Origin of the sequence: Ensifer adhaerens (genome assembly GCF_000697965.2) — a bacterium.
GTDB classification, from domain to species: Bacteria; Pseudomonadota; Alphaproteobacteria; order Rhizobiales; family Rhizobiaceae; genus Ensifer; species Ensifer adhaerens.
This window is the reverse complement of record NZ_CP015881.1, coordinates 309,158-322,675: the sequence shown is the minus strand read 5'-3', so window position 1 is coordinate 322,675 and position 13,518 is coordinate 309,158. Positions and strand designations below refer to the sequence as shown.

General features: G+C 64.9%; 8 protein-coding genes. 7 read left to right on the top strand and 1 reads right to left on the bottom strand.

The features are described 5' to 3' along the window. The first annotated feature begins 278 nt into the window (after positions 1–278). The 7 genes from FA04_RS21150 to FA04_RS21120 all read left to right on the top strand — a co-directional run bounded on the left by FA04_RS21150 (position 279) and on the right by FA04_RS21120 (position 10,052). Positions 279–1,634, top strand: a complete 1,356-nt coding sequence (locus FA04_RS21150; RefSeq protein ID WP_051659186.1) for an ABC transporter substrate-binding protein — start codon at positions 279–281, stop codon at positions 1,632–1,634. Positions 1,635–1,636: 2 nt separating this feature from the next. After that, positions 1,637–3,538: an ATP-binding protein gene (locus tag FA04_RS21145; RefSeq protein WP_034790173.1), complete on the top strand. Its 1,902-nt coding sequence runs from the start codon at positions 1,637–1,639 to the stop codon at positions 3,536–3,538. Then, on the top strand, positions 3,535–4,875 hold the full coding sequence (locus FA04_RS21140) for a sigma-54-dependent transcriptional regulator (RefSeq protein ID WP_034790200.1): 1,341 nt from the start codon (positions 3,535–3,537) through the stop codon (positions 4,873–4,875). Before FA04_RS21145 ends, FA04_RS21140 begins: the two co-directional genes overlap by 4 nt. 159 nt (positions 4,876–5,034) lie before the next feature. Further along, a complete protein-coding gene (locus FA04_RS21135; RefSeq protein ID WP_034790202.1) occupies positions 5,035–6,354 on the top strand; it encodes an ABC transporter substrate-binding protein in 1,320 nt (439 codons plus the stop codon). Positions 6,355–6,476: 122 nt separating this feature from the next. Continuing rightward, positions 6,477–8,186 carry an ABC transporter permease gene (locus tag FA04_RS21130; protein WP_034790204.1) on the top strand — a complete coding sequence of 570 codons (1,710 nt, stop codon included), beginning with the start codon at positions 6,477–6,479 and terminating at the stop codon, positions 8,184–8,186. Between the two features lie 14 nt (positions 8,187–8,200). After that, the gene (locus FA04_RS21125; RefSeq protein WP_034790206.1) at positions 8,201–9,301 is read left to right on the top strand and encodes an ABC transporter ATP-binding protein; all 1,101 of its coding nucleotides are present in this window, start codon (positions 8,201–8,203) and stop codon (positions 9,299–9,301) included. An 88-nt stretch (positions 9,302–9,389) separates the two neighbouring features. Next, entirely contained in the window at positions 9,390–10,052 is a 663-nt protein-coding gene (locus FA04_RS21120; RefSeq protein ID WP_034790208.1) for a histidine phosphatase family protein, read from the top strand. 88 nt (positions 10,053–10,140) lie between these two features. Here the strand turns inward: FA04_RS21120 and FA04_RS21115 are convergent, their stop codons facing one another. Continuing rightward, entirely contained in the window at positions 10,141–13,440 is a 3,300-nt protein-coding gene (locus FA04_RS21115; protein WP_082936538.1) for an autotransporter domain-containing protein, read from the bottom strand. Positions 13,441–13,518 lie beyond the last annotated feature (78 nt).

The following is a 13,518-nucleotide window of genomic DNA, read 5'->3' as shown; positions in this document are numbered from 1 at the left end:
TCTTTTGAAACCTCCCTGATTGGTTGCCGGAAGACGACCTATAGGCGAATCGCGCGCAACCGCCAAGTGCAGAAATCTTGCCATGGCGCCAATCGTCGCGGCTGCGACCTGTTTGCAACAGTCTCCGACATGCCTCCCGGGGTTTACGGCGGTGGGCTCTTCGTAGCAGAGTACGCCGCGATCGCCGACCGTGCATGCACGAAACGGCGGCATCTTGGGGAGGGTCCGCGACAACCGGCACCGGCAATGACCGGACGGCGATGCGCGGTGGGAGTGAATTGACAAGGTTCCGGTTCGATATCGTCGCGGCACTGCTGCCGCTGATCACACTTGGCTTCATGGCGTTTGCAGGGCCCGCGCGTGCTGTCGAGAAGCAGGAACTCGTGGTGGTCACCTCCTACCCGCCCTCCTTCTTCGAGCCCTTTCGCGCCGCTTTCGAACGCGCCAATGCCGACATGCGGGTGACGATCGTGCAGCGCAACACGGCGAGCGCCAGCCGCTTCGTCATTGAGAAGGCGGACGTGCCGGCCGACATCTTCTGGGCCTCGGCGGCCGATGCCTTCGAGCTCTTGAAACGCAACGGAAGCCTGCGCCCGATCGCGCCACGCAACACCGGCGCACCGGATCATGTCTTCGGTTATCCCGTAAACGACCCACGGGGCTACTATCTGGGCTTCGCGCTGTCGGGCTACGGCTTCGTCTACAATCCCGCCCATCTCGCCCGGAGCAAACTGCCCGTGCCGGAGGACTGGCAGGATCTGCTGAACCCCGTCTATTCCGGCCAGATCGGCATCACCACGCCTTCCCGCTCGGGCACGACGCACCTGATCGTCGAAGCCTTGCTGCAAACCTACGGCTGGGAGAAAGGCTGGGCGATGCTGTCGCAGCTCGGCGGCAATCTCTCAACGGTTACCGCCCGCAGCTTCGGGGTTGCTTCGGGCGTGGCGCAGCGGCGCTTCAGCATCGGCATCACCATCGATTTCCTCGCCACCTCGCCGGATTTCGCCGGCGCCGGCAATGTCTTCGTCCTGCCGCCCGACACCGTGTTCGTGCCGGCAAGCATCGGCATTCTGTCCCGGGCGCGCAACGTGCCGGGAGCCGAACGCTTCGTCGATTTCGTGCTTTCGGAGGCTGGCCAGAAACTCCTGCTGTCGCCGGCAATCGCCCGTATTCCCGTCAATCCAGCGCTCAACAGCGGCCTGCTGCCGCAGGAAGACGGCGAGCGCCTGCTGAAATCCGGCGGCTTCGACGCCGCCCTGTCGGCGCGCAGATATGGCCTCGTCAATCTGATTTTCGACGACTATATCGTGCGCCGCCGGGCAACCCTTGCCCGCCTGTGGAAGAGGGCTGCGGATCTGGAGGCGATGAACATCGAAGACGCGCAACGGCTGAGCATGCTGGCTCGGGCGCGGCGGCTGTTGGGTCAGCCTCCGCTTTCGGCAAGCGAAGTCGCCAATGTTGCTGAGGCCCTGCAAGGCGAATGGCCCCGCGGCGTCGCCCGCTCCCCTGCCCACGCAGAACTCGCGAGCCGCCTGCGCGCACTGATCGAACAGAACCTCAACGAGGCGGAGCAGCTGCTCTCCTCGGCGGCGCGATCTGGCGGTCCCGTCAATCTCCATCCGTGGCGGCAGTGACGATGGCGGTTCTCGAAACGACCGCACAGCAGCCGCGCTGGCGCTTCGGCATCGGCGCCCGCCTCGTGCTGGCCTTTGTCGCGATCGTCGGGCTCGCTGTCGGCGCCTGCCTGGTCGGTTGGCTTTCCTACGAGCGGCTGTCGGGCGAACTGTCGCGCATGGCGGATGAGCAGATGCCGCAGCTCGCCTTCGCGTCGCGACTCTCCAAGGCCGGGGCCGACATCGGCTCCGTGACGTCGGTACTTGCCGGCGCCGAAAGCCGCGCCGAGTACAACGAGATCCGCGCCGTCTACGCGACGCGCCTCCAGACCCTTCGCGCCCTGCTCGAAGAAAACACGGCGCAGTCGAGCACGGCGGCGCTGCTGCCGCTCGCCGAGGCCATCGGCACCAATCTGAAAAAGATCGACCTTGCCGCGGGCAAGCGCTTCACGCTGCGCGAGGCGATGCGGTCGGACATCGACGAGTTGCGCTGGGTCCAGGCCGATCTTCTGGAAGAAGCCGATCCGTTGGTCGACGACATCCGCTTCAACATCGAAGCGGAGACCCGCAAGGGTCAGGGTGCGGCCGCACTCGCCGAACAGCACAAGAGCGAAGCGCTGCTGACCGTCGTCTCCCAGGCGAACCTTGCGACAGGCCTGATCGGTCGGCTGGTCAACGCCACGACCGAAGAGGAAATGCAGGAGACCAACGCCTTTCTCGGCGACAGCGCCGACGAACTGGCAAGCCGCATCCGCTCGCTCGACAGCTGGCCCGACAGCATCACCGTTCGGCAGCTTGCCGGGCGCATTCTCGACCAGTCCAACGCCTCGACGGGCATACCCAATCGCAAGCGCTCGGAAATGCTGCAGGCCAGGACACTTGCCGAACTTGCCGGCGAAAACGGCCGGCTCGTCGAGGAGCTTGGCCGCAAGATCGAAACGGAAGTGATCGCGATCGAGGCAAGCGCCGGGGACGCCGCCCGGCGCGCGGCTGCGGCAATCGAGACCGGGCGAAGCCTGCTGGTCGCGATCGCCATTCTCTCGGTGCTCGTCGCAAGCGCGATCGGCTATTTCTACGTCCACCGCAACCTCATTGCCCGTATCCGCCTGCTGGCGACGGCCGCCGGCGCGATCAGCGGGGGCCGGCACTCCACGGCGATCCCGCCGCCCGAGGCCGACGAACTCGGCGACCTCTCGCGTGCGCTCACCGTCTTTCGCCAGACCCGCGACGAGCTGATCCAGTCGGCAAAGCTTGCGGCCCTCGGCCAGATGGCGGCCGGCATCGGCCACGAACTCAATCAGCCTCTAGCCGCCCTTCGCGCCCATATTCACAGCGCCGCCACTCTAATCGGCCGCGGCAAGGGCGAGCAGGCCGTCAACAACCTCGACAAGATGAAAGGGCTGACGGGACGCATGGCAGACCAGATCAGCCATATCCGCCGCTTTGCCCGGCGGCCGGACGCGCAGCTGCGGCCGGTCGATCTCACCGCGGCGGTGCGGGACGCCCTCAGCCTGCTCGAACACCGTTTCGAGGAGGAGAACGTCGCCCTCGATCTTTCGTTGCCGCAGGACAGTTCGGCAATGGTCATGGCCGAACCGGTCCGGCTCGAGCAAGTCGCCGTCAATCTCGTCGGCAACGCGCTCGACGCCGTCGCTGGCCAGCCACTTCGGCGCGTGAGCGTCAGCGTTGAAGTCACCGGCGGCGTCGCCCGGCTGATCGTCGGCGATACCGGGCACGGCATCGCCGCGGAAAACCTGCCAGCCGTGTTCGATCCCTTCTTCACCACCAAGCCGGTAGGCTCGGGGCTCGGTCTCGGCCTGTCGATATCCTACAACATCGTCAAGGATTTTGGCGGCGACATCACGATCCTCGACACCGGCCCGGCCGGCACACGATTCCTCGTATCCCTGAAAGGCCCGGAATGAGACCGGAAGCGGACATCATCCTGATAGACGACGACGCCAGCGTGCTTGAGGCCTGCTGCCAGGTGTTGGAACTGGAGGACTTCACAGTCTCCCCGCACGGTTCCGTCGTCGCGGCGCTCGCCGGCCTTCGCGCCGACAGCGACACCGTCATCGTCTCGGATGTGCGCATGCCCGATCATGACGGCTTCGACCTGGTCGCCGCCGTGCGCAAGGTCGATCCCGATATCCCGATCGTGCTGATGTCCGGACATGGCGATATCCCGATGGCGCTGCGTGCGATGCGCGAAGGCGCCTGGGATTTCCTGGAGAAGCCAGCCGATCCGGTGCACCTGATCGAAACCGTGCGCCGGGCCCGCGATCACCGTCGCCTGCTGCTGGAAAATCGGCGGCTGCGCCTCTCCGTCGACAAGGACGGCTGGGAGACGCGGCTGATCGGCCATTCGGCACCGATGGTGGCGCTGCGCGAAAAGCTGCAGCGCATTGCTGCCGCCTCCGCCGACGTGCTGATCATCGGCGATACCGGCACCGGCAAGGAAGTGACGGCAAGGGCGCTGCACGATTTCAGCGGCCGCAAGGGCCGTTTCGTCGCCGTCAACTGCGGCGCCATCCCCGAGACCATGCTCGAATCCGAGCTTTTCGGCCATGAGGCCGGCGCCTTTACCGGCGCGCGCGAAAAGCGCATCGGCAAGATCGAATATGCCGATGGCGGCACGCTGTTTCTCGACGAGATCGAGTCCATGCCGATCGCAGCCCAGGTGCGGCTGCTACGCGTCCTGCAGGAGCGCGTCATCGAACGGCTCGGATCGAACGTCGAACTGCCAGTTAACATCTGTGTGGTGGCGGCAACGAAAGCCGACCTGCACGATGCCGCGCGGCGGGGAGAATTCCGCGAAGACCTCGCCTACCGCCTCGACATCGCCCGGGTCGAACTGCCGCCGCTCGCGCGCCGCAAGGGCGATGTCGGCCTCCTGTTCCAGCACTTCCTCAGCCTTGCCGCAAAGCGCCAGGGGCGCACTGCGCCGCCGGTCGGCGTCGATCTGCTGGCCGATCTCAACGCCCGGCCCTGGCCCGGCAACGTGCGTGAACTGCGCAATGTCGCGGAACGCTTCGTGCTCGGGCTCGAAGAGCGCCCGGACAGCGAAGCCACGACCGCAGGCGGCGAGACGCTGGAAGCGCAGATGGACCGGCTGGAGCGGACCATCATCATCAACAGTCTCGCCAGACATGAGGGCCGCGTGGGTGCGACCGCCGATGCGCTCGGCATTTCCCGCAAGACGCTCTATCTGAAGATGCGCAAGTTCGACATCGACGCCCGGGCCGATGGCGACGAGGGGTAATGTTACCCTTTTGACCCCGCCTCGCCCGCCCCGATGTTACCTTTCTTACCCATCCCGACGTGAAACTGGCTGGTTTTGCCGGGTTTTTCGATCTGGCACGGGCCTTGCTCTCAATAGGACAGCCGCCAAGCACTGGCGGTCTATTGGGAGGAGATACCTATGTTGAAAACCATCGCAGCAGCGATGCTGATGTCGGCTGCCTTTACCGTGACGGCCCACGCCCAGGACGGCGGCAAGGTGACGATCGTCACTTCGTTCTCCAAGGACGTGACCGATCCGTTCAAGGCGGGCTTCGAAGCCGCCAATCCCGGCTTTACCCTTGACGTCCAGAACAAGAGCACCAGCTCGGGCGTGAAATACATCGACGAGACCAAGGTCAACAACCAGGTCGACCTGTTCTGGGCGTCGGCGCCTGACGCCTTTGACAGCCTGAAGAGCAAGGAGCTGCTGGCCAAGTTCACCCCGTCGGTGACGGGCCTGCCCGAAAAGGTCGGCTCCTATCCGGTCAACGATCCGGACGGCTTCTATTTCGGCTTTGCCGCGTCGGGCTACGGCATCATGTCGAACGACCGCTACCTGGAAGCCAACAACCTGCCGAAGCCCGCCGAATGGGGCGACCTCGCCAAGCCGGAATACTTTGACCACGTCGCCATCGCCGCCCCGTCGCGCTCCGGCACCACGCACCTGACGATCGAGACGATCCTGCAGGGCGAAGGCTGGGACAAGGGCTGGGGCACGCTCAAGGGCATCGGCGGCAACCTGCAGCAGGTAACCGAGCGCTCCTTCGGCGTTCCGGACGCCGTCAACTCCGGCCAGACCGGCATCGGCATCGTCATCGACTTCTTCGCCTTCTCGGCCCAGGCGAGCGGCTTCCCGGTGAGCTTCGCCTATCCGTCGGTCACGACGGTCGTGCCGGCCAATATCGGCATCGTCGCCAATGCGCCGAACCAAGCGGGCGCTGAAGCCTTCGTCAACTACATCCTGTCGGAGAAGGGCCAGGAAGTTCTGCTCGAGCCGGCGATCCGTCGCCTGCCGATCAACCCGGCGCTCTACGCCAAGGCGCCCGAAGGCTTCCCGAACCCCTTCAAGGATCCGCGCTTCCAGTCGATGATCACCTTTGACAGCGACGTCTCGAAGAAGCGCACGGATGTCGTCGACACGCTGTTCGACCAGCTCATCTCCTTCCAGCTCGAAAACCTGAAGGGCGCCACCCAGGCGATCCATGCGGCCGAAAAGGCGCTCGCTGCCAACGAACAGCCGGCGGCCCGCGCGCTTCTTGACGAAGCCAAGGCCCTGGCTGCCGCCATGCCGATCACGGCGGAGGAGGCAGCCAGCAAAGAAACGCGCGACGCCTTTACCGGCGGCGAAGAGAAGACCGCACGCCAGGCGGAACTGGAGCAGAAGTGGGCCGCGTTCGCGACGGAGAAATATGCCGCCGCCAAGGCCAAGGCTGAAGAAGCACTGAACCTCGTCGACTAACGCGCGACAGCGACCGCCTGCCCAACTGGCGGGCGGTCATGCTCCCAAAACATCATAGCTTCGCCGACCCTGGCGCGCCTTGCGCGCGCCAGGTTGGCCGAACTCATTCCGGAGTCTGCCCCATGGCGCTCGTCGCTTCCGTTCCCATCAGGCCCGCCGTGGCCAAACCAGGCCAGATCCTGGCGGTCTCGGTGATCGCCCTGTTCCTGGCGATTTTCCTGGTCATCCCCGCCGGCACGGTCATCTACACCGCCTTCACCGAGAAGGGCACCGGTGCGCTGACCATCGTCAACTTCATCGACTTCTTCAACACCGACCTCTTCCGCCGGTCCTTCTTCAATTCGGTCTATGTGTCCGGCATGTCGGTCGTCTGGGCGAGCGCCATTGCGCTGCCGCTCGCGGTGCTCACGACCCGCTTCGACTTCCGCGGCTCGCTCATCATCCAGACGCTCGGCTTCGTGCCCCTGATCATGCCGCCCTTCGTCGGCGCGGTGGCGATGCAGCTTCTCTTCGGCCGCAACGGCACGGTGAACCTGCTCTTGAACGACTGGTTCGGCATCCGCATCCCCTTCATGGAGGGGCTGAACGGCGTTATCTTCGTGCAGTCGCTGCACTATTTCCCCTTCATCCTGATCAACCTGTCGACCAGCCTGCGCAATATCGACCGGTCGATGGAGGAAGCTGCCCAGAACCTCGGCTCCTCCGGCTTTCGCCTCTTCCGCCGCATCGTCTTTCCGCTTGCCATGCCCGGCTATCTCGCCGGCGCGTCGCTCGTCTTCGTCAAGGTCTTCGACGATCTGGCGACACCGCTGCTCCTCAACGTCAAGGACATGCTGGCGCCGCAGGCCTATCTCCGCGTCACCTCCGTCGGCCTCACCGACCCGATGGGCTACGTCATCTCGGTCATCCTCATCGCGGTCTCGATCTTCGCCATGTGGCTTTCGGCGGTCGCCATGCGCGGCAAGGACTATTCGACCGTGCAGCGAGGCGGCGGCGGCCTTTCCAGGCGCAAGCTCAGCCGCGGCGAAAGCGTCATCGCCTATGGCGTCGTCGCTCTGATCCTTCTCCTGGTGCTCTCGCCACACATCGGCCTGCTGCTGCTGTCTTTCGCAACCGTCTGGTCGTTCAGCCCGCTGCCGGACGCCTATACCGTCGCGCACTACGGCCGGGTTTTCGGCGAGAGTTCGCTCTACATCAAGAACACGCTGATCTACGCCAGCCTTGCGGGCCTGATCGACGTCGTCATCGGCGGCGCCATCGCATATCTGGTGCTGCGCACCAAGGTCGTCGGCCGCCGCTGGCTCGATTGGGCGGCCACCGCAGCGCTCGCCATCCCCGGCGTCGTGCTCGGCATCGGCTATCTCCGGACCTTCTACGGCATCACGCTGCCCGACGGTACACCGCTTGCAACGCTCTGGGTCATGGTGGTTTTGGCGCTTGCCATCCGCCGCCTGCCTTATGCGCTGAGGGCCTGCTACGCCGCCCTGCAACAGGTGTCGGAATCGCTCGAAGAAGCGGCTGAAAACCTCGGCGCCACCAAGCAGCGGACCATCCGCCGCATCGTCTTGCCGCTGATGACCGGCGGCCTGCTTGCCGGCTTCGTCACCAGCTTCTCGACGGCCGCCGTCGAGCTCTCGGCAACGCTGATGCTGATCCAGAGCAACTCGGACGCGCCGATCGCCTACGGGCTCTACGTCTTCATGCAATCGCCGGCCGGTCGCGGTCCGGGTGCGGCCCTCGGCGTCATCGCCGTGATCATGGTCGCGCTCTGCACGCTCCTGTCCCACTACGTCATCGAGCGCCGCCAGAAGGCGCTCGGGACGGCAAAATAATTCGGGAGGAAACAATGACAGCGAATATCAACAGCGCCGCACTCGCCGCCGGCCCCGCCAAGGCGATCAGCATCAGCGACGTCAATCTCTACTACGGCGCGCTGCACGTCCTGAAGAACATCAATCTCGAAATACAGCCGGGGGAATTCTTCGCCTTTCTCGGCCCGTCCGGCTGCGGCAAGACCACGCTTTTGCGGTTGATCGCCGGCTTCAACAACGCCCGTCAGGGCAAGGTCGTGATCGGCGGACAGGACGTGCTCGACATGCCCGCATGGAAGCGCGACATCGGCATGGTCTTCCAGTCCTACGCGCTCTGGCCGCACATGACGGTCGCCGCCAATGTCGCCTTCGGCCTTGAAGAACGGCGCCTGCCACGCGCCGAGGTCGACCGTCGGGTCAAGGCGGCGCTGGACCTCGTCGGCCTCAAGCACCTCGCTGATCGCCGCCCGTCGCAACTTTCCGGCGGCCAGCAGCAGCGCGTGGCGCTCGCCCGCACCATCGCGATCGAACCGAAGGTGCTGTTGCTCGACGAGCCGCTGTCCAACCTCGACGCCAAGATGCGTGTCGAAGTCAGGCGCGAACTGCGCGAGTTGCAGCAGCGGCTGCAGCTGACGACGATCTTCGTCACCCACGACCAGGAAGAGGCCAACACCGTCTGCGACCGGATCGCCGTCTTCAACGAGGGCAGCATCCAGCAGGTGGGAACGCCGATGGGGCTCTATGAGAAGCCGGCCAACCTCTTCGTCGCCAACTTCCTCGGCACGGCCAACATCCTCGACGGCAAGGTGGCCGGCAGCGGCGCTGCCAGAAGCTTCGAGGTCGTGGGCGGCGGCTCCATCCCGATCCCTTCGGGGACCGAGGTCCCCGAAGGCGCCAAGCTCGTCTTCCGGCCGCAATATGCGACGATCGGCAGCCTCGAGCCCGGCGCCGTCGCGCTCGAGGGCATCATCGCGCATCGCGAATTCCTGGGCGCGACCGTGCGCTATGGTGTCAGGATTGGGGCGGCGACGGTGCTGATCGACGCGCCGTTCCATTCCGGCGACGCGCTTCTCGAACCCGGCGCGACGACGACGCTCGGCCTCAAGCCGTCGTCGGCGCAATGGCTCGCCCACTAGAGCATACGACGCGCGTCCGCCGGTCTCGCCGGCGGGCGCCAGCTTCCCCATTTCAAGCAGCGCCAGATCGCTGACACCCGAGTTCCGCATGAAAAGAGATCTTCCAAGCCTCATCCTCATCCGCCACGGCGAAACCCAATGGAACGTCGCCGGCCGCCTGCAGGGCCGCAAGGACACGCCGCTGACCGCCAATGGCGTGCGCCAGGCACTCGCCGTCGGCCTGCGCCTTGCCGAACGGATCGCCGAGGAAGAAAAGAACCTGACCTTCTGGGTGAGCCCGCTCGGCCGCGCCCGCCAGACCGCATCGATCCTCGCCGACACCTGGTCGATCCCCTTCGATCGTTTTGCCGAGGCGGCTGCCCTTGCCGAACGCTCCTATGGCGCCTGGGAAGGGCTGGCCCATGACGAGATCGAGCGCGATCTTGCCGATCAGTACGATGCGCACAGCGCCGACCCGTTCGACTATTCGATGCCGGGCGGCGAAAGCCGGACGGCGCTTTCAGCGCGCCTTCAGGCCTGGCTCGACACGCTCGACCGCGGCCGCCGCCATGTCGTCGTCACCCATAGCGGTTGCCTCAGGGCCCTGCGCGGCATCTACACCGCCGCCTCGCGCGACGAGATTCTTGCCTATCGCGAGCCGCAGACCGCCTCGTTCCTTCTGACCGCGGGTCGCGAGACCATGCTCGACGTGCCCCTCAACATCCTGCGCGCCCTTGGCTGCGATGGCGCAGGGAGGACCGTCTGGATCTGATCGACAAGGCCGCCGCAACCAACCCAAAGAAACGCCGCGCATGGAAACCATGCGCGGCGTTCGATGTTCAGAGCGATGTGTTGCCGCCTCAGAAACTCACCTTCAGCTTGGCGTTGACGCCGTGGTCGGAAACGCCTGAGGCGATCTGGCCGGTGTAGTTGACGCCGAAGGTCGCGGCCGGAGCGATCTTGAAGTCGATGCCCGCTTCGACGAGTGCCGCATCCCGGGCAATCGGCGCACCGCCGACGGTAAAGCCCTGGCCGCCGGCAAAGGCAAGCGTGGAGGTCGGCACGACATCGCCGAAGGCATGGCGCCAGCCGACGGTGCCGCTCAGAACCGCCGCCGTTTCGCCGAAAGAAACGTCGGTCGAGGTGCGCACGCCAATCGTCGTGAAGGTCGTGTCGTTGTTGTTCGAGCGACCGGAGAGCGCCGCTGCCCCGCCCTTTTCACGGAAACCGTCCGTGTCGACGTTGAGATAGGCGAGATTGGCGAAGCCTTCGAAATCGAAGCGACCGGCACTCGCGGCATAGCTCGCCTCGCCGAAGATCTGGGCGGTGCGGGCGTCATAGGCCGCCGACAGGCTGTCGTCGAAACCGCCGAAGGACACGCTGCGCGTCGTTTCGATGCGATGCCAGCTATAGGTCGCACCCGCTGTCAGCGACAGCGCGCCAAGCCCGGTCCCGGCATAGGCACCGATGTGGTAGTTGTCGCTGTCCCCGGAGGAACGACGGTCGACCACATCGAAGGACGAGCGGCTGTAGCCGCCGAAGAGACCGGCGCGCCAGTTGTCGCCGACGAGGCCATCGGCGCCCATGAGAAAGCCGCCGACGTTACGCTGGAAGCCCGCCGCATTGCCGTTGCCATCCGTATCGCCCCAGGTGCCGAAGGCCTGGCTCCAGAAGGCGAAGCGGTCCGTATCGGCAGCAACGCTTTCGATGCCGCCTTCGCCATAGGCAAGCACTGGCGTCGCCTTGGTGCTGTCATCGCCGAAAGCCGCGCGGATGCGGTTGGTGGCTGCAGCGTTCAGGAGCAGGCCGTCCTGCAGCAGCATACCCTTGGTCGAGGCATGGATTTCACCCGAGAGCTGGTCGAAGGCAAAACGCGCCTGCGCGCGGTCGAGGTTGGTGAGCGCCGAATAGGCTGCATTGGAGAAGCCGAGGCTTTCTGCGGCGATCGCCGTTGCCCGCTGGTTGGCGGTTTCCGTGACATCCGCGAAGCGGATGTCGTTGCGGCTGAGTGTCAGCGTCACGTTGTTGGCGTCGTAGCCGAGCGTCGGATCGAGGAAGACGAGGCTCGATGCGACGTCGGCAAAGGTACCGGTCACGCCGCCGGCCGCCGTCAGGATCGTGTAGTTGGTCTGCGGCGCATAGCTGCCATTGGCTGCGAGCGCCAGGACAGAGCCGCCGTTGAGCGTCGCCTTGCCTGACGCGACGATCTTGTCGCTCTCGCCCTTGTCGTTGGCCTCGACCTCATAGGTCGAGCCCGCTGCAAAATTGATATCGCCGGCAACGTTGAGCGTGCCGATCGAATTACCGGGGGCAATCACGCCGCCGTCGGCAATCATGATGCTGCCGAACGTCCCGATGCCGCCGATGGTGCCGTCCTTTTCGATGGTCAGGCCCGATGACGAGGCGATCGACCCTTGCACCGAAAGCAAGCCGGACTTGACCACGGTCGCGCCGGTATAGGTGTTCTGGCCGTTAAGCACGAGCGCGCCGGCGCCGAGCTTGGTGAGACCGCCGCTGCCGCTGATCGACTTGTTGACGGCAACCACGTTGGCGGCGTCCGCCACATCGAGCGCGCCACCGACGCCTTCGAGAACGATATCGCGGTTGATCTGATGCATGTCGCGACCGGCGATCCTGAGGGCCCCGCCATCGAGCCTCAGCTTGGCCGCAGCGCTGCCAAGCGCAGCGTCCTCTTCGACCACAACGGTACCTCCGTCGGTCACCAGCGTTTCGCCGATGAACGAATGATCGTCGATGCAATAGTCGCGGATCGCCTGCTGGAAGCGCGGATCGCTGCTCTTGCAATCAAGCAGCGTCTTCTTCTCCTGGTCGGTCAGACCGGCCAGAATTGGCAGGCCGTTCTCGTCGGCGATCTGGCCGAGATAGACGTCGTTGCGCATGTTGTTGCGGCTAAGGTTGAAGACCTTGCCCTTCTCGGCGAAGGTCGATGCTTCATCGCCCCAGACGATCCGGGTCCTGGGCGTCGCTGTCGCCGGATCCGTGTAGTTCTGCAGCACCGGACCGACCCAGCGCACTGTGTGCGCAACCGGCTCGTGGTCCGAAAGCGGCGTCTTCGATCCATTCGGATTGGTCACGTAGCTGACGTCGGTGATGACGCCCGAATAGGGATCCTTCGGATCGTCGGCGAGCGTCCACCACTTGCCGAAGGGACGCGACGCCAGGAAGTGATCGATCTTGACCCGGTGCCAGCTTGCCCAGGTGTTGGTGGCGTCTTCGCCGTGCGACGGCCAGGTGACACTGCCGTCGTTCAAGCCATGCGGCGAGAACTGCTCGCGCTCGTTTGGAAGCTGCAAGATCTGGAACTGCTTCTTCAGGATGTTCATCGTCTGCGGCAGGTTGCCGGCAACCGGATACATCTCGTCGGCAAAGAGGCCAGAGGGAACCGTCGAGGCGTTGATCGCCGAAGCACCCTTGCCCTTCCACTCGGCGATATAGGCGTCCAGCTTCTGCTGGTCTTTTGCATAGTCGCGCAGCAGGCTCATGTAGAAGCTGTTGGTCGGGTTCTTGACGTAGGTTTTCAGCAGCAATTCCTGCTGGCTGACAGAATGCAGGCCGCGCTCGGAGACGTCGCCGGCGTTGAAGTCGCCGGTGAGGATGATGGGCCGCGTCTCGGACTTGGCCCATTGATTGATGCCCTTGGCTTCGTTGATGCGGGTCGTCGGCGGGTCGTAATAGTTGAGGTGCGTGGTGCCGACGACCACCTGCGGCTTGCTGACGGTAGGGTCGACCACCGTGTAGGTCACGATGTCGCCGAGCGTGCTGGCGCCGAAGGTGCCGGGGAGACGCGAGAACACGCCGGTATCGCTGTCCTGACGCGTCGCGTAGGTGCCAAGGCCCGCATTCTTCAGGATGCCCGGGATGTCACGGGCGTAGGTGCTGTTGGCGCGAAACTCCTGGAAGGTCAGGACGTCGTAGTTTCCCTTTATGAAGAAGTCCGACATCACGCTCGGGTTGGCCTTGAAGCGGTCCAGCCAGGTGTTGAGCGTCAGGATCTTCATGCTGTCGTCGGCGGCGCGCGCCTCCGCCGCCGAGAGCGTCAGGCTCGTTCCGCACAGAAGGATCGCCGTCGCCAGGCGCAACGGTTGCGTGAGGCGCGCAAAAGCCCGCACCCCGCGGAGGTGGTGTCCACGTTGTCTCATATCTTGCTCCAATGTCGCGATGCGAACACGCTCCGTCACAATACCTTCATGGCGATGATGTTGATGAGCGGAAGAGTT